Origin of the sequence: Psychrosphaera sp. B3R10, from assembly GCF_018861025.1 — a bacterium.
Lineage (GTDB): Bacteria > Pseudomonadota > Gammaproteobacteria > Enterobacterales > Alteromonadaceae > Psychrosphaera > Psychrosphaera algicola.
Window position 1 is genome coordinate 13,403 of the sequence record NZ_JAHKQH010000033.1, and the last position, 21,635, is coordinate 35,037.

Below are 21,635 nucleotides of genomic sequence, written 5' to 3' on the forward strand. Positions count from 1 at the left end.
TTCCGCTACTTGTAGGGTTATACTCTACGCGTTTTAAAGTAGTTCTTTTTATTCGTTTTTATTGATGATGGTGCATTTTTTTAAATTCTAAATACCATCCTAAGAGAGATTATTAATGGAGTCGTCTCGCTTTTTTGAGCAGCTCAATCGATTTTGGCAAAAAGTGCCACAACAAAAGCTAAGTATTTTGGTGACGATAATGTTGTTGCTATATTGCGCCAACATGGTTGCCAATATGGTTTGGCAACTGGTTCCTGTAAGTCCGAGTAAGGGCCAATTTGTCACAGTGAGCGGCATAAAGTCTAATGCGACGAATCAACAAGCGAGTCAGTTAGACATGTCTGCGTTGCTAAAATTAAATTTATTTGGTGACGAAAGTAAAATACCAGAAGTTGTTAAACCAGTTGTAACCAACACCGATGCCCCAAAAACACGACTAAATGTGACGTTAACAGGGTTAGTCGCTGATAATTCAAGCAGTACCTCCCAAACGAGTGTGGCTATCATCGAAAGTGCCGGCAATCAGTCAACCTATGGAATTGGCGAAACAATTGATAAAACTCAAGCCAAAGTTGACCAGATTTTATTAGACCGTGTGATTTTATCTGTGAGTGGCCGATACGAGACATTAATGCTCGAAGGTATAGAATATTCAACAACTATCCCTGGCAGTGCCGATGAAATGGTTGATGAAACGTCAAAACTAGCAGATAGTCAGATTATTAAAGGGACTGCAAGGCCAACGGTTAAAAGACCTAAGGTCAAAGCCACGCCGAAAAAAATGGATAAGCGTGCCGATGTTGAATTGTCTAAATCGTTAAGAGAGCAACGTGAACAATTGTTCTCCGATCCAAAAAAATTAATGGACTACATCCGAATTCGTCCCGACAGAAAAGGCGGCGAATTACGCGGGTATAGACTGACACCAGGTAAAGATCCAAGCCTGTTTAAACAAGTTGGCCTAAAACATAATGATCTGGCCGTTAATATTAACGGGTTTGATCTCACCGACATGAAGCAGGCACTGTCTGTGATGCGCGAGTTGCGGTCGATGACAGAAGCAAGTATTACGGTGTTGAGAGAAGATACCACTGTAGAAATTATTTTGGCTTTATAGCCCCGGAGTTTGATGTAATGGGATTTGTTTCCACTGAGTACGTAAATTTAATGACGCGTACAGTTAAGAAAACCAAAAGTTTGGTTGTATCTGCTGTTTTTACAGTTGTGATAATGGTTTCTGCTGGTACCACAACAAATGTTTACGCTAACCAATATTCACCTAATTTTAAAGGGACAGACATCAACGAGTTTATCAATATCGTTGGTAAGATCCTGCAAAAAACCATCATCATCGATCCGTCTGTGCGCGGTAAAGTGAATGTTAGATCTTATGATTTGTTAACCGAAGAACAGTATTATCACTTTTTTCTAAATGTCTTAGGCGTTTATGGATTTGCGGTTATCGACATGGGCGACAATATTCTTAAAGTCGTTAAAGCGAAAGACGCTAAAACCTCACCGACGCCGGTCGTAGGTGATGAAGCACCTGGTGTTGGTGACGAAATGGTGACACGGGTTGTACAGGTTAAAAATGTATCTGTACGAGAACTTGCGCCGTTATTACGTCAGTTGAGCGATCAATCTGGCAGTGGTCACGTTGTTCATTACGACCCGTCAAACGTTATTATGATTGTGGGTGCCGCGGCAACTGTAAATCGCTTAGTTGAAATCATCAGCCGCGTTGACCGTGCAGGTGACCAAAAAGTTGAAATTATTCGTTTAGAATTTGCATCAGCAAGTGAGATTGTTCGCATTATTGAAAGTATTTATAAATCGGCTGGTAAAAAGGACCAACCGGATTTTCTTATTCCTAAAATCGTTGCAGATGACCGTACCAATAGCGTTATCGTTAGCGGCGAATTAAAAGCCCGTGAAAAAGTATCAGAACTGATTAAATTGCTCGATGCAGAATTAGAAACAACAGGTAATACTCGAGTTCATTATTTAAAATATGCTAAAGCAGAAGAAGTCGTTAAAGTATTGACCGGAGTGTCAGATTCATTAGCGGCAGACGGCAAAGGTAGCACGACAAAAACATCTTCTAGAAGCGCAAAACGTGACTATTCAATTCAAGCTCACCCTGATTCAAATTCATTAGTGATTAACGCTGAACCTGACATGATGCGTTCGTTAGAACAGATCATCCGTCAATTAGATATTCGTCGTCAGCAAGTATTAGTCGAAGCGATTATTGTTGAAGTATTTGAAAGTGACGGTATTAACTTAGGTGTCCAGTGGGGCAGCGAAGACGCTGGGTTTACTCAGTTCAATAACGGCGTAACACCACTAAGCAGTGTTGCTGGTGGCGCGTATGCCGCTCGTGATCAAGTAACCGAAACGCTTGTTGAAGGGTTTGACGAAAACGGCAACCTAAACACCACGCCTAAAACAACCACAGTACAGGGTGACTACACTGGTCTAGCTCAAGTGCTAAGCGGAATGACTGGTTTTGCAACTGGATTTGTTGACGGTGGCTGGGGCGCGGTAATCCAAGCGGTTCGTAACGATACTAAATCAAATATCTTAGCAACACCGTCAATTACCACATTGGATAATGAAGAAGCGTCTATCCTAGTAGGTTCGGAAATTCCAATCTTAACTGGCTCTGCGGCGAGTGGCAGCAATAACAATCCATTCCAAACGGTTGAGCGTAAAGAAGTTGGTATTAAATTAAAAGTGACACCACAAATTAATGAAGGTACTGCTGTTCAATTATTAATTGAACAAGAAGTCTCAAGTGTCAGTGGTGCAACTGGAGTGGATGTTGGCATAAACAAACGTTCAATTAAAACCTCAGTATTAGCTGAAGACGGTGCAACAATTGTAATTGGTGGCCTTATTGACGAAGACGTTCAAGAAAGTGTGCAGAAAGTACCTCTGTTGGGGGATATCCCAATTCTTGGCCATTTATTCCGTTCAACTGGCACAACCAAACGTAAACGTAATTTGATGGTATTTATCCGTCCTCAAATTATTCGCGACAGTTCAACCATGATTAATGAAAGTCGCCGCAAATATAACTTTATGCGTGGTGAACAACTTAAACGCGAAGATGATGGTATTTCATTAATGCCGTTCACGAGTCATCCTGTATTGCAGGACTGGGATGAAACATTAACATTGCCACCAAATTTTGAAGACTACATGGACCAACAGGACATGGATCCTCAAGGCCCTAGTCAAGATGGTGATGAAGAGCAGGGTATTGACCCTACCATGTTAGATGATGAGTCAGAACCGAGTGAGAATACGGGTTCAGGCAACACTAATTTAGGTCAATAACATGACAGCTGAAACAGATAACATGTCCCAAACTTCAGCTGAGCTTAATGAGTTAACACCTGACTCTGAAGCTGCTTTAGACGCAAGCGTTAATTTGGTTTCAAACGCTGAACTAAATGGCTTGAGATTACCGTTTGGTTTTGCCAAACGCTTTGGTGTCATGCTGTCGCATGTTGAACAAGATACACCAAAATTATTATTAAAGTCTGACACTAATTTTGACGCTTTAATGGAAGTACGACGGGTTATTGGTCGTGCATTACCCTATCAGATTGTTCAACCTGATGTTTTTGATCATGAACTTGAACAAGCTTATCAGCGTAACGCTTCTGAAACGCAGCAGTTAATGGAAGACATTGGCAACGAAGTTGACTTGTTTTCTTTTGCAGAGGAGTTACCAGGTACTGAAGATTTACTCGAAAGCGAAGACGACGCGCCAATCATAAAATTAATCAATGCGACCTTATCGGAAGCGATTAAAGAAGGTGCCTCTGACATACATATCGAAACTTTCGAAAAACAACTTGTTATACGTTTTCGAGTCGATGGTGTGTTACGAGAAGTGTTATCACCAAATCGTAAATTAGCCTCGTTGTTAGTATCTCGTATTAAGGTTATGGCGCAACTCGATATTGCTGAAAAGCGTGTTCCTCAGGATGGTCGTATATCCCTTCGTATTGCGGGTCGTGCGATTGATGTACGTGTTTCGACAATGCCATCGGCTTACGGCGAACGGGTTGTAATGCGTTTGTTGGATAAAAATAACGCTCGATTAAACCTGCCTGATTTGGGGATGGATAAAACCAACGAAGCCCACTTTGCTGACTTACTGCGTAAACCCCACGGAATTATTCTTGTTACGGGACCAACCGGTTCTGGTAAAAGTACCACCTTGTACGCTGGACTGTCAGACATTAACAGCAAAGACAGAAACATTTTAACAGTCGAAGATCCGATAGAGTATGAACTGCAAGGCATTGGTCAAACGCAGGTTAATACTAAGGTCGATATGACCTTTGCCCGCGGACTCAGAGCCATTTTACGACAAGACCCAGATGTCGTTATGATAGGTGAGATACGAGATCTAGTCACTGCTGAAATTGCCGTTCAAGCCTCACTTACCGGTCACTTAGTTATTTCAACGCTGCATACCAATACCGCCGCTGGCGCGATTACTCGAATGGAAGACATGGGCATTGAACCTTTCTTATTATCTTCGAGTTTATTAGCGGTATTAGCGCAACGACTAGTCCGAACATTGTGTTCAGAATGTAAAGTGCCTTATTCACCAGATGCTGCAGAATTAGCTTTACTAGGTTGGTCTGAGGATCATGAGGGCAGCTTGTATCATCCAAAAGGATGCGATAAGTGTAATTTCTCCGGTTATCGCGGACGAGTGGGTATCCATGAATTATTAATTGTCGATGAACACGTAAGAGAACTGATCCACAATGGTCAGGGCGAACAAGTTATCGAAAAATATGTACGTAAGATCACCCCAAGTATACGAGACGACGGCTTTGCTAAAGTTACCGCAGGTGTTACTACATTAGAAGAAGTGCTGCGAGTTACGCGTGAGGACGAATAATGGCGGCGTTTGAATACAAAGCACTTGATGGCAAAGGCAAAACCAAAAAAGGCATTTTGGAAGCGGATACAGCAAAACAAATTCGCCAGCAATTGCGTGAAAAAGGGTTAGTGCCGCTTGAAGTCACTCAAGCAAGCCAAAAAGAAAAACAAACAGCAGCCGGAATTAGCCTCTTTCAGCCTAAAATATCCGCCAATGATTTGGCCCTTATCACTCGCCAATTAGCAACATTAGTAGGTTCTGCGCTGACCATTGAAGCCGCATTATTAGCGGTTGCTGAACAATGTGACAAACCAAGATTAAAACGTACCGTAATGGCCATTCGCTCCAAGGTAGTAGAAGGTTATACGCTTGCCGATGGGATGAAAGAATTTCCATATATCTTTGATCATTTGTTCCGCTCTATGGTGGCCGCCGGTGAAAAGTCAGGGCATTTAGACGAAGTATTAAATCGCTTAGCCGATTACACCGAACAGCGTCAGGCAACCAAAAGCCAGCTTACTCAAGCAATGATTTACCCACTGATGTTGACCATATTTGCGATTGGCATCGTCTCGTTTTTATTAGCGTCAGTGGTACCACAAATTGTTGGCCAGTTTGTTGACTCTGGCCAAGCTTTACCCGGCACCACTCAGTTTTTATTAGATGTCAGTGATTTTATCATTGCTTACGGCTTTACTATGGTCATCGCCATATTAGCTTTGTTGATTTTTGTTCAGCGCATGTTGCAAAGGCCCTCAGTGAGATTAAAGTTTGATCGGTTATTATTGAACTTACCGCTTATTGGCAGAGTCGTATTAGGGGTTAATACTGCTCGCTTTGCTCGAACATTAAGTATATTAACGTCAAGTGCCGTTCCTATTTTGGAAGGTATGATGATATCTGGCGAAGTGTTAACAAATAGTTATATCAAAAAAGGGGTGAAAGACGCCTCAGATAATGTTCGAGAGGGTTCGTCTTTAAAAGGGTCGTTAGATCAAACCAAAATTTTTCCTCCGATGATGTTACACATGATCGGCAGTGGTGAAAAATCCGGTGAATTGGAACAAATGTTAGGCCGTGCCGCTGACAACCAAGACAACGAAATGGATGCAACATTAAAGATAAGCCTCGGCTTATTAACACCGTTAATCGTCTTAGTGATGGCGGGCATGGTAATGTTTATTTTAATGGCAATTTTGCAACCAATTATGGAAATGAACAATTTAGTTGGGTTATAAAATTTCAGGAGTAGAAAGTGAATAGGTCTCATATGAAACACAACAAACAAAACGGCTTTACCTTATTAGAAGTCATGATCGTAATTGCTATTTTAGGCATGATTGCGGGCATGGTTGTACCAAACTTAATGGGGTCTACGGATGATGCAAAAATTCAGAGTACGGCAATTGAAATCCGTAACCTAGAATCAACGTTAGACATGTACAAATTAAAAGCAGGTCAATACCCAACAACAGAGCAAGGTATGGAAGCATTAGTGACAATGCCTGAAATGGAGCCTTTACCACGTAATTATCCTGAAGATGGCTTTTTGAAAAAAGTCCCTGTGGATAAATGGGGTAATGAATATCAGTTGATCTCTCCAGGAGAGTTGGGCAAATACGACTTATTCTCTATGGGGCCAGACGGCGAAGCCGGTACTGATGACGATATTGGTAACTGGAACGCTGACGAGTTTTTATAAACCAAACTCGTTGTAACCGTTATACGCAGGGCTTGTCTTACGATAGGCCCTGTTTTGTCTCAGATAAAGTTATTTATTTCGCAACACAACATAGGTAGTTCAGTGCATAAAAGTAAAGGGTTCACATTGTTAGAACTGTTGCTTGTTATCGTTGTGATCGGTTATTTGGTCACTATGGTACGTTTGCCTTCGCTTGCTCCGGATCCCTTTGAACTCACCGAAAAACAAGCGGCTCGAATGACCCACTTGGTAAATTTAGCGTCGGAATATGCGGTATTAAATAATATGCAATTGGGACTGGCTGTCACCGAAGACCGTTTTGCATTTTTAGTCTTTGACGGTGAAGCCTGGCAACCATTCCAAGAACCGCCTTTTGATATCAAACCTCTCGACGAATATGTTCGTTTAGAGTTGATCCTCGACGGTTTATCGTGGCAAAAAGACAACCTATTGAGTGCTGTTGAATTTATTGATGAAGAACGCCTAGAGCAACTGCAGGAACTAGATCCAGAAGAGCAAAAGCTCGCGATACCACAAATTTTTATTTTGTCGTCGGGTGAAATCTCCCCATTTGATATTACCGTTGAATTTGACGATGGTTTTGCCAACCCAGTAAGCTTTCTTATCCGTGGTGAATTTACTGCGCCGGTGAGAATGTATGACCCGTTACAGCAGTTGGCGTTGGATAACTAAATGAACTCAAGCCAACGTATGCGACGTCAATCATCTCAGGGCTTTACCTTAATTGAGCTGTTGCTCGCCCTTGCCATTTTTGCCTATTCAGCCGGGGCAATCATGAAGTTGGTCGGTCAATCTGCAAATAACCTAAGCCAAATTGAAGAAATGACCTTTGCCTCTTGGGTCGCTAATAATCGACTAGCTGAGCTGCAAGCCTTGCAGGTTTGGCCGCCAAAAAATAACGAAAAAGGCGAAGTCGAAATGGCAGGTAAACTGTGGTTTTGGCAGCAAGTTGTAGTGGAAACAGAAGACAAACGCTTACGCCAAATAACGGTGTCGGTCGGCTTAGATAAGTCGATGGCTACAAGCATTCATCAATTGAGTACGTTTGTTAGTGAAAATAAAGCGAAGGTGACCCAATAATGGTCTCCTTAAAGCAAAATAGAATGAGCCGAGGCATTGCACAGCTTGGTTTTACCCTACTCGAAATGTTGTTAGCCCTAGTGGTATTTGCAATGTTAGGTATGGCCACATATTCGGTTTTGCATAACACGGTTAATAGCCACGAAATTATAAAGCTTAGAAATGAGCAACTTACTGAGTTACAACGAGCCTTTGTGATCATCGAATCGGACTTTGTGCAGTTAGCCCAGCGTAAAGCAAGAGTTAACGGTGAAGAACCAAGTGAAGCCTTGTTTATTGCTCAGGAGTATCTATTTGAGTCCGAGGGTATTGGATTTGCTTTTGTCCGAGATGGTTGGACAAACCCAGCAATGGTATTACCAAGAAGTGAACTGCAACCGGTTGTGTATCGTTTATTCGAAGGTGAGTTACAGCGTTTATACTTTAATTTTGTCGATGCTAATTACGGTGCTGAACCTCGCATTCAACCGTTGCTCAGCGAAGTAGAAACAATGACGTTGGAATACTTTGATGGCAAAGAGTGGCAGGAGTCATTAACTGAAAATAGTTTGCCACCTTTGGTTAAGTTAATTATCGAATCGAAAGTTTACGGTAAAATTGAACGTATTTTTCCTTTGATAGCAAAAACGCAGGTGGGATCGTAATGCACCTGAAAAAGCAAACTAAACGAAAGCAAAAGCAGGGCGGATTAGCGTTAATTACCGTCATGCTAGTTATTTCCTTGTGTGTTGTATTAGCGTCGGAAATGATGTCGCTGCAAAGCTATCAAATAAAACGAGTGTCTAATCTATTTGAACGTCAACAGGCCTATTGGTATGCGATGGGGTCAGAGCACTTTGTCAAAGGTCTGTTATCGGGTATCGCAGAAACAGACAAAGGGGTGATTAATCTATCGCAAAGCTGGGCAATGGAAGGCATGAGTTTTCCGGTCGACAATGGCTTAATTGAAGGCGAAATTATTGACCTTAACAGCTGCTTTAATCTAAACAGTTTGTACGACAAAAGCGTTGACAAGGACCAGCTTAAATTTCGTAAAGATGTGTTTGTTCGCTATTTAGAGAACTTAGATATATCAAGCGAACTCAGTCTGGATGATTTAGCCAATAACTTATATGACTGGCTCGACCCAGATGACTACGCCACTGAAGCGGCGGGATATGACGGCGATATGTATGCGTCGTTAGCGTTTCCCTACCTCAGCGGCAATAGTCCACTGGCCCATGAAAATGAATTACGTGTTATATACGGTTTTGACGTAGTGGTTATGGCTCAGTTGCAAAGGCGATTTTGTGTTATTCCGCAAAGCAGTAGCTTTGAATTTAACATCAATACGATGAAAAAAGATGAGAGTGAATTACTCCGAGCAATTTTAAACATTGATGAAGCCAAGATTGAATCAATCTTGGAACAAAGACCCGAAGAAGGGTTCACTGACATAAACGATTTTTGGGCGTTGTCTGAAATGAAGAACATCAAAGGCGTCACCGCAGCAAATAATTATTTTACGGTGAAGAGCAAGTTCTTTAAACTGATTACAAACGCATATTATAACGATATGAAGTTCGCATTAACGAGCGTTATACAGCTGGACGACAAATACAATACGTATGTGATTGGTCGTCGCTTTGGAGGAAAAGTTGAGCGAGAAGCTAATCCTGAGGATGAGCAGCCAACCAACTAGTACAGTACCTTGGATAGTGTATTCTGATACGACTAATGAAGTTATTGTTTCCGGTGAATTGGAACATCAAAGTGAATTATCAACCCTAGCGCAGTACGCTCAGGGCAGACAGGTAACCGTTTTAACTAATGGTGCTGACGTGCGTCTGCATTGTCATTATATGGCCACAAAACCAAGTCGCCAAATCATCAAGGCGTTGCCTTATATGTTGGAAGATGAGCTTGCTGAGGACATTGACGCCTTGCACATTGCCACCGAAGACATGGGCTTTGATAAAGCGCTTAACAAACATTGGCTTAATATTGCCATTGTCAGTAAATCGTTGATCAAAACATGGTTGGACGCCCTTAATGATGCAGGTATCCCTGTTAAACGGATCATCCCAGAATCCCTTTGCTTACCGTTTGAACAGAAAACTGAGGCACCACTGATCACAACTTTACAAATTGGTAATGGTTGGATTTTCCGTGAGAATGTTTGGCAGGGCACTTTTGTCGAATCTCAGTGGTTGCCGATTTATGTTGCACGACTCGTTGCTAATAACGCTAATGCAGCCGAAAATTCGAACGAAGGTAAAGATGGGGTTGCCGACATTGATGGATCAGAAGCTGATTCGTCAATTTTAACGTTAAAGCCGTTTACGCCATTGCCGGAAGATGTCATTGCTGAATTGGCCCTAAACGCCAATATTGAATTATCAGACCCTGAACCTGAACTGCCGATGTTGGTGTTAGCAAAAGGTGCCGAGCAAGTTAAATGGAATTTGTTACAGGGTGATCTTGCTCCGAAAAAACAAATCAGTAAAAACTGGCAGATCTGGAGCACGGTTGGCGTTATGGCGTTAGTGATTTTCTTCTTGGAAATCGTCGCAAAAGGCGTGAGCTGGCATAACAAAAGCCAAGAGTTGGTGGCTAAAAAGGCCGAGTTAGTCACAATGTATCAAGCCGCTTTTCCAAAAGAAAAAGTGCGTGTTGCGCTGTTAAAACGCCAACTTACTAAAAAAGTCGCAGATGTTTCGGGTGGCGTTGTCGCGGATAACTCAGGTTATTTGCAACTTATGTTGAAGCTAACGCCTGTGTTACAAAAGCACAGCAGTGTTATTGCTGAGTCATTCCGATTCGAAGCAAGCCGCGGTGAATTGCGGATAAGCGCCTCGGCACCAACCTTCCAAAAATTTGAGCAATTCCGGATAGGCCTTGAACAGCTTGGCTTAGATGTGAAACAAGGTGCAGTGAGCAATGAAGGCAACCTTGTTTCAGGAACCATCAACGTGAAGGAGGTAGAGTAATATGAGTCAGTTATCTGAATTACGAAACAAAATATCTGCTTATTACCAAACCAAAAATGACAGTGAACAAAAACTGTTACTAGCATTGGCTATCTTTTTACCTCTGTTTGCTTTGTATTCGATTATTAGCACAGTGAATACGGGTTTAGAGCAGTCAACGCAAAAGCTTGAGAAACAAATTGAGTTAAACGACTGGGCAGCCGAGCAAATTAATATTATAGAGTCGGCAAAAGGCGGTGGCGTTGCTAAAACGAGCCAAAGCTCAATTACACAACTTATTAATGCCTCTGCGCGTAAGCACGGAGTCACTATATCTCGCTTGCAGCCGCAAAAAACAGATACGGTTAGAGTGGGTATCGAAGAAGTCGGATTTAACAAATTTGTGACTTGGTTAACAGAGTTACAAAATCGACATGGCATTGCCGTGGAGAGCATCGACTTCTCACGTTCAGATGTAGATGGGCGGGTAAAAATACGCCGTCTTGATTTGGGGCGCAGTTAATGTCGATGATTAAAGCCGTTATCCTATTTTTTATCTTTCTGATTATACTAGTGTTGATCAAAATGCCAGTGTCACTGATTGCCGAACGTTTTGACTTACCAAAAGGTATCGCATACGAGCAAATGAGCGGCACGGTATGGCAAGGAAAAATTAAACGCCTTCAGGTCGAGGGTGAAGTATTAAACAAAGTAGAATGGCAGGTATCGCCATTAAAGCTGCTTCTAGCGCAGGTAGAAGTGAAATTTAAGTTTGGTCCGGTGCGTGACGTCTCGCAATACAGCGGTAAGGGAACGGTCTCGTATTCGATGTCTGGCTTGAAAGTCACTCGTTCAGTCATTCGTTTACCGGCATCGAGTCTAAAAAAATATTCACCAATACCTATTGCTAATGTTGGTGGCAGAGTTATTTTAGACATAATCGACTATCAATATTCCTCAGCACTTTGCGATACATTGGATGGGGAATTGGTCTGGTCTAAATCTGAAATCGACTTTGGTGGCCCGATTGCATTTGGTACGATTGCCGCAGAGTTAGCCTGTGAGGAAAATAACGTCACGGTTAAGTTTAATGGCCAAAATCGACTCGGATTGGAAGGGCAGGCATTAATTGAATCCACAACAAAGTTCGGTTTTGACGGTTACTTAAAACCTGACGCCACATTACCAAAAGCGGTACACAATGGTTTGTCCATGTTTGGTAAACCCGATGTTAAAGGTAAATATAAAATAGTTCTTTAATACATTATTGAGCTGGTCACAGATGCAAGGTTTGTGATCAGCTTGATGAATCAAAAATAATTCACCTCACCACGATAAATAAACTTAATTGGTCCATTTCACTTTTATACATGAGCTGTATGATTTTAAGGCAGTAATGCACCAAAACGGTTAGCAACATCTACGTATTAAGTTTTCTCTGTTTTAAAAAATCGATATTAATCAATAAAATTTCCTCTAATTTTTAGACTGACGGTTTATTAATCAAATGTGTGTTTTGTTCAAAATATAGTGAAGCCAGAACACGTGAAATTAATTTAACTTAAAATTCAATCGGTTGTGAAATTTTGAGCGCCGCAGGGTAGAGCGTTTTTTAATCGTTTTTTTAGTTATAACCAATCAACTGGTGCGATGACTGATTATGCATAAAATTATTCTTTGTATGTAACACAGAATACACTTAGTTTAGGTATGTTAATTGAATTCGTATTCATTGCTGAAATTAATTTATCTGTAATAACGAGTAGGGAATGTGCATTAATTATTAAGTGCAATTCATGATGTCATTCGTTGTTTAATCATGACAAAAAAAGGAAAAACAATGGCAAATCCCCCAGGGCGTTACGTAAGCGCACTAACAAAAGATACTATGGCATTGGTTTTGGCTGGTGGACGTGGGAGTCGCTTAGAAGAACTGACTGAGTGGCGTGCAAAACCTTCGGTCTATTTTGGCGGAAAATTTCGCATAATTGACTTCCCCTTATCCAACTGTGTCAATTCTGGTATTCGACAAATCGGTGTATTAACTCAATACAAAGCTCATTCTCTCATTCGCCACTTGGTTAACGGCTGGAGCCACTTTAAACGTGAATTTGGCGAAACGGTTGAAATCATGCCGGCGTCACAACGTTATTCAGAAAATTGGTACTTAGGTACAGCAGACGCGATTTATCAAAATATCGATATTATTAGAGGCATGCGTCCTAAATACATTTTGATATTGTCTGGTGATCACATTTATAAAATGGATTACGGACCAATGATTGCTCAACATGTTGAGTCAGAAGCAAAGATGACTGTAAGTTGTATTGAAACGACGGTTGAAGAAGCGGCTGGCGCATTTGGCGTAATGAAAGTAAATGAAGACTATCGCGTTGTCGACTTTCAAGAAAAACCTGCTGAGCCTGCTGAAATCCCAGGAAAACCAGGATTTACGCTAGCCTCGATGGGGAACTACGTATTTGATGCAAACTTCCTACTTGATCTAGTAGAGGCGGATGCTAAAAACCCTGACTCTTCGCATGATTTTGGTAACGATATTATTCCTTCAATCATTGCGGCTGAAAAAGTTTTTGCTTATGGCTTTAGAGCGCCAAGTAAAGATGAGAAAGCCTATTGGCGAGATGTTGGTACATTAGATTCTTTCTGGGAAGCAAACATGGAAATGATTGCAACTACCCCAGCATTAAATCTGTACGATCAGGACTGGCCGATTTGGACTTACCAAGCGCAATTACCGTCAGCTAAGTTTGTATTTAATGACGAAGACAAAAAAGGTATGGCATTAGAATCAGTGGTTTCAGCTGGTTGCATAATTTCAGGCGCAGTTGTTACACGTTCTTTGCTATTTTCAAACGTAAAAGTTGAAGTTCACTCTGAAGTTGAAGATTCAGTTATTTTGCCGAGTGTTACAATTGAAGCGAATTGTAAGATTAAAAAAGCGATAATCGACCGTGGTTGTATTATTCCTGAAGGCTCAGTAATTGGTTATGATCATGATGCAGACCGAGCTGCGGGCTACCGAGTTACAAATAAGGGTGTGGTTCTAATTACCCGCTCTATGCAAGGATTGCCGCACGGTTATTCTTTTGAAGATTAAATTTCCGGAAAAATAGTAAAAACGCGACTTCAATAAACAGTCGCGTTTTTTGATCCTATTAAACTTATCCTCCGTACTACCTACTAACTGCGGTTAGAGGTGTTCGATGTTCAATATTATTTGGTTTCAAGTTAATTGGTTTGGGTTGATTGCGTATCAGACGTACTTTGTGCCTATTTCAATTTTGTCCATTTGCCTGCATTTGTATTTAAATAAAGCCTATCGTCGAGCAGACATTAAACTAGCACTGATTGTCACTGCAAGTGGCTGTATTATTGAAACCTTGATGATCCAATTAGGGATTATTTCCTTCGACCAATTTGCATTATTGCCAGGTTTTTTGCCATTTTGGTTAGTTGTTCTTTGGACCTGTTTTGCGTTAACACTTAACCATTCAATGAAATTTTTCGCTAAACATCCGCTGCTCGCTGTCATTTGTGGTTCTTTGTTTGGTCCTCTAAGTTACTTAGCTGGGATCGAGTTTGGCGCGGCAACGTCTCAGGTTAAGCCGTTTTTATTGTTCTTAAGTTATTCATTTGTTTGGGGGATGTCATTTGGGTTGTTCACCCGTTTGATTGTCGACCATTCTACGCGACAGGGAGGCCGTTATGCCTCATCTCTATAATAGTAAGCGATTGCACATGGTTACTAAATATCCCCACAAAACGGCGGCTCGATGGTTATATATCACTTTGTTGACGTTTGTTAGTGGTGCACTTGCGACTCAAAGTAATGGATCACCAATTGCGCAGCTAACATTGGGACAAAACGCTGTTTCAACTAACGCAAATAGCGCCAATATCGAATCGAATAGGACAAATAATACGGTCGACTCAAGACCACTCAAATTGGTAGGTAAGGGGCGGTTTAAATTTGCATTTTGGTCAATTTATGACGCAGCGTTGTACACACAAAATGGTAAATACATAGACGGCGATAACGATAACTACCGTGAAAATTTACCTCTGTATCTCAAACTAACCTATCTACGAGATATTGAAAAACAGGACCTCGTTGACAATACGTTTGATCAGTGGCGCAAACAAAAACTAAACCCCGAAGACATGGCCAAGTTTCGTGATGTGCTGTTAGACATTTGGCCAAATGTTAGCGCGTCAGACAGTTTAGCAATTGAAGTTAACAGCAAGGGCAGTCTGTTTTATTTTAATGACCAACCAATAGGACCTCAACTAACAACAGAGTTTGGGACATTTTTTACCGGAATATGGTTGGCAAAAAACTCCACTGAACCGACGTTACGGCAACAACTAATAGGAAGTCAGAATAATGAACCAAATTAATAAAACCCTAATGACGACAATGATAGCTGGTTCTATAGCGCTGATAGGTGGGTGTTCCACTGATATTGGTGAATACAAGACAACAGCGGGAAACTTTCAGTTAGAAACCTATTTTAATGGCCCAGTTGTGGCGTGGGGTATGATCCAAGATTATACCAACAAGGTGAACCGTAGATTTTGTGTTGAGTTAGAAGGACAGTGGCAACAGGTAAATAACCAATCAAATGGCCAACTTAATGAATGGTTTTATTTTGACGACGGGGAAGTCAGTCAACGGATTTGGAACTTAACCAAAACGCAGAACAATCAATATAGCGGAACTGCGAATGATGTTGTTGGCGTGGCGTCGGGACAAACATCGGGGTTTGCTTTTCAATGGCAATACAACCTCAGCTTAGACATTGACGGTTCAAGTTATGAATTCTTTTTAGATGATTGGATGTATCAACTGGATGAGTATCGCGTTTTTAATCGCACCTCTATGCGTAAATTTGGAGTTGAAGTGGCAGAAATAACGTTGTTTTTTGACAAGCAACAGCCACTTCGTTCATGCAATAAAGAAGTAATTTAGTGATCAGATAATGTCGTTAAGCAAATTTCTAAAATCACTGGTATTTACGAAGCCATCAATATTCACTGGTGGCTTTTTACTGTCCGGATTCGAAACCGCTAGCAGGTGTTTGATACCAAATTGCTCAGCAGCGTGCAAAATTCTTGCGGAATCGTCGACAAATAAAGTGCGAGACGGATCAAAGTCTAAATGGGCGTGCAACTGGGTCCATAAATGTTGGCTTTCTTTACTTGCGCCAAATTGATGACAAGAAATTAATTCATCAATATGAGAATCAAGCTGGGTTTTTTCGATTTTTAAACTTAACGAATCTGGATGTGCATTGGTGACCAAAACCACTCGTTTTCCTGCGGCTTTTAACGCGTCTAAAAATGGCACGGTATCTTCTCGCAATTGAATTAGGTGACTAATTTCACGCTTGAGTTGGACGATCGGCAGATCGAGTTCCTTTTGCCAATAATCAAGGCAATACCACTCTAATTGACCAAACACAGCATCGTTCTGTTTTTTAAGTTCAGTTTTTGCTTGAGCAAGCGGGATATTGTGTTTTATCGCATAGGCTTTTGGGGTGTGTTCCATCCAAAAGTGATTGTCAAAATGTAGGTCCAGCAACGTGCCGTCCATATCCAATAAAACAGTTTCAATTTGTGACCAATTAAGCATAGATTTCTGGCGTCGAGTCGTTATAGTTAAAGAAGTTAATTACGCAATAGTAGCAGAAGGCAGACGATGTCAGGTAAGACATTTGAAAATAAATCGACAACACAACTAGGCTCACTAACCTTGCCTCATGTGCACGAAACAAAACTGGTGGCGGAAAGTCGATTATTTAAAATCGAACAAGTTGAACTCACTTTTAGTAACGGGGAACATCGGTTCTACGAGCGAATGAAAAGCTCGGGACGCGGTGCTGTGATGGTTGTCCCTATGGTGAACGAGGAGCAGTTTATTTTAGTCAGTGAATATGCCGCGGGCATTCACAGTTACGAACTTGGTTTTCCAAAAGGATTAATCGACCCTGGGGAAACACCAGAAGAAGCTGCTAACCGAGAATTGAAAGAAGAAATCGGGTTTGGTGCAAAACGCTTAGTTAAATTGAAAACCCTTTCGATAGCTCCAAGTTACTTTAATTCAGAAATGCATATCTTTATTGCGTTTGATTTATATCCAGAAACGCTGCCTGGTGATGAGCCAGAACCGCTTGTTTTGTCACACTGGCAACTGCAGGACAGCGATGAATTAATGGATAGAGAAGATTTCTCTGAAGCTCGAAGCGTGACAGCTTTGTTCTTAGCAAGACAATTTTTAACTAAGGTTAGACCTTAGTGCAATATAGAATTCAAGTTTATGCGTGATAATATACAAGTTATCGGCTACTTTTAAATTGACGCAATTGTTCAGGACAATAAATTGGAATTTACCTTACCCCAGCTAGCTCATCTATCTATCGACATCGCTACTTCTGCAGGCGAAGCTATTATGGACTTTTTTGTTAAAGGCGACTTTGAAGAATTTAGTAAAGATGATGAGTCACCAGTAACAAGTGCCGACTACGCTGCCAATGAAATTGTCATGGCGGCGCTTACAACTTTGACGCCTGACATCCCTATTATGTCAGAAGAAACTGAGCACCTTGCTTTAAAAGACCGAAAAGACTGGCAGCTTTATTGGCTAGTCGATCCCTTAGACGGCACCCAGGAATTTGTAGCCGGTCGCTCAGACTTTGCGGTAAATATTGCTCTGATAAAAAATGGCCAGCCGGTATTGGGTGTGGTTCATGTGCCTGTGACAAAAACAACATATTGGGCATGTAAAGGTCATGGCACATTCAAAATTCAAAATGGTGAAAGCCAGAAAATAAAAGCCAAACCGATAAATCGTGAAGAACCTTATTTACGCGTTGCGATCAGCCGAGTCCAAACGCTCGATACGATTACAAAGTACATTAAGCCGGATATTCCAATTGAATTTGTGTCGTTAGGCAGTTGTGCGCTTAAGTCATGTTTAGTTGCTGAAGGTACCGCCGATATTTATATTCGAGTTGGGCCAACGGGTGAATGGGATACCGGTGCGCCACAAATTATCGTAGAAGAAGCGGGTGGTTGTATTATCGACTCAGAATTTGGTGAATTAACGTATAACTTACGTGAGTCATTCTTAAACCCTGATTTTATGGTGACATCAGATTCAAAGTTCGATTGGACTAGCGTTATTGTCCCGCATGTATCTCGGAGAGATTAATAAGTAGTGCTAACCGCAAAAATCTTCTTAATACAAAAAACGCTCAATATTAGATTGAGCGTTTTTGTTTTTGAATCATAAACCTATATATGCTTAGTCTCTAATAATGACCCAGTCGCTTTATTAAAAACTAACGTGTATCTACCGTCTTCAAGACCAAACTCAGTTAAATAATTTCCTATGGTTGTAAATGTCGTCGTCTGCTTTTTTCTACCGTGATCTGACGTTCTAACCCCATCTACAAATAAATTGCCTAGAGCTAATTTAAGTGGTGATATTTTAAGGCGTTGCGGTTCAAAGTAATTTTTGATGCTTTGTTTTACGACCTTCATATCGTCCGTTTGATAAATTGCCGCGTTAAGTACGTTTAATGTATGTTCCGTGCAATTTTGATATTTGTTGTTAAACGGATTCGCGATTAACGAGTATTTGGGGTTGTGCAATGTTACGTGATAATTTTTCTGTATTGCTTGAATTAATCGAGTTTGTATTTCTTCCGACGGAATAATAATCCCTGACTTTAGTTCGTGAACTCCCCAGAAAAAATCGGCGGGATAGTCCATGACTATCTGGCTGCGTTTTGCATCACCTGCGTTTTGATAAAGATTATAAATAGCATACCCATTTGCCTTTGTTCCATCGTCTAAGCTGATCTCTGAATAAATGGCAATCGCCGTGTGGGTAAACTCAATGCCGTTAGGTAGACTGCTTTGAGCTTGCCCTAAGCGAGATAATATAAAAGCTCGAGCGTGTTTTTTGGCGGCAAATTTTTCAACTTGCTTGGCAAAAGAGATTATATCTTCCGATTTATGCACCGCCGGTTTGCCTTGTTGGCTTCCTGCCTGGACAAAAGGTGATGACATTAAAAGCACGAGCGTCATTATTGAAGCTTGCAAAAGTTGGCGAATTTTCATGTTCATGTTGTATTCCTTGTCGGGTGCTTAGCACCCATATCGTTAGTTCAACTGTTCAAAATGAGAATCGGAAGTGTGACAGGATTTATTGTTGCTTAATTTGTTCTGCTGGATTGCGTTCAACTGTGATTGTGATCTCAGTGATTTCCAGAGGTTTTGTTCTATCCACAGCCTGAGGTTTAGCGGCAGAAACATTGCCCATCAGCGATTCGCCAGCAGCTAACGCAACAGATCCAACACTACCTACTGCTAGAAGGGGAACGGCAACTACGGCACTGGCTACCTGGGCACCTGAAGCAGTAGCATGACCTACGGCTAACACAGAATGTTTACTGGCGGCACTGCCATTTTCAGATGGTCCTTTGGCGAAAGCTGTTGTGCTCAACGATGCAAATAAAATAGTGATTAAAGTAGTTTTAATATTCATTTGGTCTTTCCTTGTTTATTGGATAAAAATTTTGTTAATGACTTGTTGAAAGCGAGTTCAATGTAGGCAGTCGTATTAAAGTTGTAAACCAAGTTGCTTGATGTATAAGATTAAGTGACTTAAAGTATTGTAAAACTATACTTTTGGGTGGTATTCGTGAGTCAAATATTGCAAGTAACCGAAACATTGAAGGTTTTGCTTAAGCAAAAAAACTTAACGTATAGAGAGATTGCTGAACATTTGTCGATGAGTGAGGCAAATATCAAACGTATTTTTGCAAACCGCAGTTTTTCATTGGACCGGCTGGAGCAAATTTGCAACTTTATTGATATAAATCTGTCGGATTTGTTTGTATTGTCAGACAAACAACAGCAAACTCTAAGTCAGCTTTCATTGGAGCAAGAGCAGGAATTAATTGATAACCCAAAATTGTTGCTAGTTGCTGTATGCGTACGTGACGGTTGGAGCTTTGATGAAATCATCAGTCACTACGAAATAGATAAGTTTGAATGCATAAGATTAATGGCTAAACTGGATAAAATTAAACTGATCCAATTGTTGCCAAATAATCATTATAAATTGTTAATCGCACAGGATTTTCGCTGGATAAAACACGGCCCTTTAGAATCCTTTATGGAAAAAGAAGTGTTAAGTCGCTTTATGGCCAGCAAGTTTGACGACGATGATAGTTTTCGTTTTTACTTAAGAGGGCGTTATTCTCAGTCATCTGTGGATGTGATTAAACGAAAACTAAATCTATTAACAAAAGAAACGGCGATATTAAATCAAGAAGATGCAACATTGCCGTTAGACAAGCGGAAACATATGGGGTTATTGTTTGCCATGCGCCCTTGGGAACCGTCTCTTTTTGAACAGTTTAGAAGAAAAATAATAAATTAAGGAAAAGCATGTTAGCTAGGATTTCTATGATGGCCATTGTTATGGCTATTTTGTTGAGCACCTTCCAGGGAGTTAGCGCAAAAAGTTTACCAACAAACTTAAATTGCGAAACAATTAATGATGATATTAATTTAATCGAGCAACTTGAAGAGAGTGGAGAGCTACGCCGACTTAAAATTTCGCCTCAAAAGCTTAAGTTTGATTTTAAAGGTGATCGTCCTTATTCCGAATATCTCAAATTTGCCCGCAACCAAATTGTATTAAATAATCCGAAAGGCGAAATGTTGTGCCCAATCCAAACCACAACAAGTCAACTCCTATATCCTGACCTAGACCAAGACCTGCAACTCGTCGCCGATCTTGTTGCGCCATTTCAATTAGACGCCGAACCAACAACTGATATTACGGCGGCAAAAACGGGTGTCTTACTTATTCATGGTCTTACTGACTCACCTTATTTATTTCATGATTTAGCTTTTGAATACCACAAAATGGGGCTTACAGTTCGAACCTTATTACTACCAGGACATGGCACTGCACCAGAGGCGCTTATCAAGGTATCCGAGAGAGAATGGCGACAGGCGACCCAGTACGCCATGAAGCAAATGTTAAGCGATTTTGATAATGTGATCTTAGGTGGGTTTTCTACTGGTGGTGCATTAATCATTGATCAATTAATGCACACAAAATGGACTAGTACGGAACTCGCCCAAATTAAAGGTGTGATGATGTGGTCACCCGCAAGTAAAGCTAATTCAGATTTTGCCTGGGCTGCAAAGTACATAGATTACGTCCCATATTTGGATTATATCAATACGGGCGCTGACATCGACTTTGCAAAATACGAGTCGTTTCCTTTTAATGCAGCCGCTCAAGTACATAAATTAATGAAACGCATTAATGGCGACGGTAAAGAAATTAAATTTATTCCAGATGTACCACTTTTTGTTGTTGCCAGCGAAGTTGACCAAACTATAGATACTAAACGGACTTTGGCTATTTTAAATAAATGGCATAAGGCCAATACCAGAACGACTCAAAACGAAGATACCTTGATTTATTACGGTCATTGGAAAAAGCTCGATAATGTCAGCCAAAGCGTCAATATCCATATCCCAGAGTGTGGTCCACAGTTATTGTGCAGCAAGGTGCTAGGCATTTCCCACAATGGCGTACCTAACTCACCTAAAAATCCCCATTATGGTTTGAACGGTAACTACAAATACTGTGAGCATCATTTTGGTGACGAAACTTATAATGCTTGTAAAACCATGCCGGTAGCGCCTATTGGTGAAATCACCTCTGCTAATTTAGATCAAAACCCGGTGCTTAGACGCTTAACGTTTAATCCGTATTTTGACCATATGGCAGATAAAATGAATGACTTTGTCAAAGCCACCTTAGAAAATTAGAAAACCAATGGGGTCACCCATTAGACAAACCGTGTCAATAGCACGAGCGATCCCGTGTCGCTTGTGCAACCATTTATATCGTTAACTT

Annotated in this window: 23 protein-coding genes; 20 read left to right on the forward strand and 3 right to left on the reverse strand. The window is 41.0% G+C overall.

Going from position 1 to position 21,635, the window contains the following annotated elements; genetic code table 11:
* The first annotated feature begins 115 nt into the window (after positions 1 to 115).
* From gspC to KO525_RS12610, 16 genes are all read left to right on the forward strand, one after another.
* The gene (gene gspC / locus KO525_RS12535; protein WP_215964168.1) at positions 116 to 1,117 is read left to right on the forward strand and encodes a type II secretion system protein GspC; all 1,002 of its coding nucleotides are present in this window, start codon (positions 116 to 118) and stop codon (positions 1,115 to 1,117) included.
* Between the two features lie 50 nt (positions 1,118 to 1,167).
* Complete coding sequence (gene gspD, locus KO525_RS12540; protein WP_215964169.1) at positions 1,168 to 3,342, forward strand: type II secretion system secretin GspD; 2,175 nt, start codon at positions 1,168 to 1,170, stop codon at positions 3,340 to 3,342.
* A 1-nt stretch (position 3,343) separates the two neighbouring features.
* Entirely contained in the window at positions 3,344 to 4,930 is a 1,587-nt protein-coding gene (gene gspE / locus KO525_RS12545; RefSeq protein ID WP_256448320.1) for a type II secretion system ATPase GspE, read from the forward strand.
* Positions 4,930 to 6,150 (forward strand): type II secretion system inner membrane protein GspF, encoded by a 1,221-nt coding sequence (gene gspF / locus KO525_RS12550; protein ID WP_215964170.1) that lies wholly within the window; start codon positions 4,930 to 4,932, stop codon positions 6,148 to 6,150. The genes gspE and gspF overlap by 1 nt, the downstream gene beginning before the upstream one ends.
* 32 nt (positions 6,151 to 6,182) lie before the next feature.
* On the forward strand, positions 6,183 to 6,614 hold the full coding sequence (gene gspG, locus KO525_RS12555; RefSeq protein ID WP_215964171.1) for a type II secretion system major pseudopilin GspG: 432 nt from the start codon (positions 6,183 to 6,185) through the stop codon (positions 6,612 to 6,614).
* 102 nt (positions 6,615 to 6,716) lie between these two features.
* The gene (locus KO525_RS12560; protein WP_215964172.1) at positions 6,717 to 7,307 is read left to right on the forward strand and encodes a prepilin-type N-terminal cleavage/methylation domain-containing protein; all 591 of its coding nucleotides are present in this window, start codon (positions 6,717 to 6,719) and stop codon (positions 7,305 to 7,307) included.
* Positions 7,308 to 7,715 carry a type II secretion system minor pseudopilin GspI gene (gene gspI, locus KO525_RS12565; RefSeq protein WP_252736873.1) on the forward strand — a complete coding sequence of 136 codons (408 nt, stop codon included), beginning with the start codon at positions 7,308 to 7,310 and terminating at the stop codon, positions 7,713 to 7,715.
* Positions 7,715 to 8,359, forward strand: a complete 645-nt coding sequence (gene gspJ, locus KO525_RS12570) for a type II secretion system minor pseudopilin GspJ (RefSeq protein WP_215964173.1) — start codon at positions 7,715 to 7,717, stop codon at positions 8,357 to 8,359. The genes gspI and gspJ overlap by 1 nt, the downstream gene beginning before the upstream one ends.
* Positions 8,359 to 9,396 (forward strand): type II secretion system minor pseudopilin GspK, encoded by a 1,038-nt coding sequence (gene gspK, locus KO525_RS12575; protein WP_215964174.1) that lies wholly within the window; start codon positions 8,359 to 8,361, stop codon positions 9,394 to 9,396. Before gspJ ends, gspK begins: the two co-directional genes overlap by 1 nt.
* A complete protein-coding gene (gene gspL, locus KO525_RS12580; RefSeq protein WP_215964175.1) occupies positions 9,377 to 10,684 on the forward strand; it encodes a type II secretion system protein GspL in 1,308 nt (435 codons plus the stop codon). The genes gspK and gspL overlap by 20 nt, the downstream gene beginning before the upstream one ends.
* Before the next feature lies 1 nt (position 10,685).
* Positions 10,686 to 11,186, forward strand: coding sequence for a type II secretion system protein GspM (gspM, locus tag KO525_RS12585; protein WP_215964176.1), 501 nt, complete (start codon positions 10,686 to 10,688; stop codon positions 11,184 to 11,186).
* Positions 11,186 to 11,923 (forward strand): type II secretion system protein N, encoded by a 738-nt coding sequence (locus KO525_RS12590; RefSeq protein WP_215964177.1) that lies wholly within the window; start codon positions 11,186 to 11,188, stop codon positions 11,921 to 11,923. The genes gspM and KO525_RS12590 overlap by 1 nt, the downstream gene beginning before the upstream one ends.
* A 580-nt stretch (positions 11,924 to 12,503) precedes the next feature.
* Positions 12,504 to 13,781 (forward strand): glucose-1-phosphate adenylyltransferase, encoded by a 1,278-nt coding sequence (gene glgC / locus KO525_RS12595; protein ID WP_215964178.1) that lies wholly within the window; start codon positions 12,504 to 12,506, stop codon positions 13,779 to 13,781.
* Positions 13,782 to 13,887: 106 nt separating this feature from the next.
* Positions 13,888 to 14,406 (forward strand): DUF2878 domain-containing protein, encoded by a 519-nt coding sequence (locus KO525_RS12600; protein ID WP_215964179.1) that lies wholly within the window; start codon positions 13,888 to 13,890, stop codon positions 14,404 to 14,406.
* Positions 14,390 to 15,082 carry a chalcone isomerase family protein gene (locus tag KO525_RS12605; protein WP_215964180.1) on the forward strand — a complete coding sequence of 231 codons (693 nt, stop codon included), beginning with the start codon at positions 14,390 to 14,392 and terminating at the stop codon, positions 15,080 to 15,082. The genes KO525_RS12600 and KO525_RS12605 overlap by 17 nt, the downstream gene beginning before the upstream one ends.
* The gene (locus tag KO525_RS12610; RefSeq protein ID WP_252736872.1) at positions 15,069 to 15,653 is read left to right on the forward strand and encodes a DUF3833 domain-containing protein; all 585 of its coding nucleotides are present in this window, start codon (positions 15,069 to 15,071) and stop codon (positions 15,651 to 15,653) included. The genes KO525_RS12605 and KO525_RS12610 overlap by 14 nt, the downstream gene beginning before the upstream one ends.
* Before the next feature lie 3 nt (positions 15,654 to 15,656).
* Here the strand turns inward: KO525_RS12610 and yrfG are convergent, their stop codons facing one another.
* Positions 15,657 to 16,316, reverse strand: a complete 660-nt coding sequence (gene yrfG / locus KO525_RS12615) for a GMP/IMP nucleotidase (protein WP_215964181.1) — start codon at positions 16,314 to 16,316, stop codon at positions 15,657 to 15,659.
* A 66-nt stretch (positions 16,317 to 16,382) separates the two neighbouring features.
* Between yrfG and nudE the strand changes: the two genes are divergently transcribed.
* Together nudE and cysQ are read left to right on the forward strand one after the other, a co-directional pair.
* Positions 16,383 to 16,979: an ADP compounds hydrolase NudE gene (nudE, locus tag KO525_RS12620; RefSeq protein ID WP_215964182.1), complete on the forward strand. Its 597-nt coding sequence runs from the start codon at positions 16,383 to 16,385 to the stop codon at positions 16,977 to 16,979.
* Between the two features lie 84 nt (positions 16,980 to 17,063).
* Positions 17,064 to 17,894: a 3'(2'),5'-bisphosphate nucleotidase CysQ gene (cysQ, locus tag KO525_RS12625; RefSeq protein WP_256448322.1), complete on the forward strand. Its 831-nt coding sequence runs from the start codon at positions 17,064 to 17,066 to the stop codon at positions 17,892 to 17,894.
* Between the two features lie 83 nt (positions 17,895 to 17,977).
* Here the strand turns inward: cysQ and KO525_RS12630 are convergent, their stop codons facing one another.
* Together KO525_RS12630 and KO525_RS12635 are read right to left on the reverse strand one after the other, a co-directional pair.
* On the reverse strand, positions 17,978 to 18,814 hold the full coding sequence (locus tag KO525_RS12630) for a DUF2145 domain-containing protein (protein ID WP_252736871.1): 837 nt from the start codon (positions 18,812 to 18,814) through the stop codon (positions 17,978 to 17,980).
* A gap of 79 nt (positions 18,815 to 18,893) precedes the next feature.
* Positions 18,894 to 19,235 (reverse strand): hypothetical protein, encoded by a 342-nt coding sequence (locus KO525_RS12635; RefSeq protein ID WP_215964183.1) that lies wholly within the window; start codon positions 19,233 to 19,235, stop codon positions 18,894 to 18,896.
* 156 nt (positions 19,236 to 19,391) lie between these two features.
* Between KO525_RS12635 and KO525_RS12640 the strand changes: the two genes are divergently transcribed.
* Both KO525_RS12640 and KO525_RS12645 read left to right on the forward strand, forming a co-directional pair.
* A complete protein-coding gene (locus KO525_RS12640; protein WP_215964184.1) occupies positions 19,392 to 20,135 on the forward strand; it encodes a helix-turn-helix transcriptional regulator in 744 nt (247 codons plus the stop codon).
* 8 nt (positions 20,136 to 20,143) lie between these two features.
* Positions 20,144 to 21,547, forward strand: coding sequence for a carboxylesterase (locus KO525_RS12645; RefSeq protein WP_215964185.1), 1,404 nt, complete (start codon positions 20,144 to 20,146; stop codon positions 21,545 to 21,547).
* The last annotated feature ends 88 nt before the right edge of the window (positions 21,548 to 21,635 follow it).

Coding starts and splice junctions, on each gene's coding strand:
- yrfG (WP_215964181.1), bottom strand. CDS start 16,316: ATGCTTAATTGGTCACAAATTGAAACTGTTTTATTGGATATGGACGGC.
- gspE (WP_256448320.1), top strand. CDS start 3,344: ATGACAGCTGAAACAGATAACATGTCCCAAACTTCAGCTGAGCTTAAT.
- gspM (WP_215964176.1), top strand. CDS start 10,686: ATGAGTCAGTTATCTGAATTACGAAACAAAATATCTGCTTATTACCAA.
- KO525_RS12600 (WP_215964179.1), top strand. CDS start 13,888: ATGTTCAATATTATTTGGTTTCAAGTTAATTGGTTTGGGTTGATTGCG.
- gspK (WP_215964174.1), top strand. CDS start 8,359: ATGCACCTGAAAAAGCAAACTAAACGAAAGCAAAAGCAGGGCGGATTA.
- gspJ (WP_215964173.1), top strand. CDS start 7,715: ATGGTCTCCTTAAAGCAAAATAGAATGAGCCGAGGCATTGCACAGCTT.
- KO525_RS12605 (WP_215964180.1), top strand. CDS start 14,390: ATGCCTCATCTCTATAATAGTAAGCGATTGCACATGGTTACTAAATAT.
- gspC (WP_215964168.1), top strand. CDS start 116: ATGGAGTCGTCTCGCTTTTTTGAGCAGCTCAATCGATTTTGGCAAAAA.
- gspL (WP_215964175.1), top strand. CDS start 9,377: ATGAGCAGCCAACCAACTAGTACAGTACCTTGGATAGTGTATTCTGAT.
- gspD (WP_215964169.1), top strand. CDS start 1,168: ATGACGCGTACAGTTAAGAAAACCAAAAGTTTGGTTGTATCTGCTGTT.
- gspG (WP_215964171.1), top strand. CDS start 6,183: ATGAAACACAACAAACAAAACGGCTTTACCTTATTAGAAGTCATGATC.
- KO525_RS12645 (WP_215964185.1), top strand. CDS start 20,144: ATGTTAGCTAGGATTTCTATGATGGCCATTGTTATGGCTATTTTGTTG.
- KO525_RS12635 (WP_215964183.1), bottom strand. CDS start 19,235: ATGAATATTAAAACTACTTTAATCACTATTTTATTTGCATCGTTGAGC.
- gspF (WP_215964170.1), top strand. CDS start 4,930: ATGGCGGCGTTTGAATACAAAGCACTTGATGGCAAAGGCAAAACCAAA.
- nudE (WP_215964182.1), top strand. CDS start 16,383: ATGTCAGGTAAGACATTTGAAAATAAATCGACAACACAACTAGGCTCA.
- glgC (WP_215964178.1), top strand. CDS start 12,504: ATGGCAAATCCCCCAGGGCGTTACGTAAGCGCACTAACAAAAGATACT.
- KO525_RS12630 (WP_252736871.1), bottom strand. CDS start 18,814: ATGAACATGAAAATTCGCCAACTTTTGCAAGCTTCAATAATGACGCTC.
- KO525_RS12610 (WP_252736872.1), top strand. CDS start 15,069: ATGAACCAAATTAATAAAACCCTAATGACGACAATGATAGCTGGTTCT.
- gspI (WP_252736873.1), top strand. CDS start 7,308: ATGAACTCAAGCCAACGTATGCGACGTCAATCATCTCAGGGCTTTACC.
- KO525_RS12590 (WP_215964177.1), top strand. CDS start 11,186: ATGTCGATGATTAAAGCCGTTATCCTATTTTTTATCTTTCTGATTATA.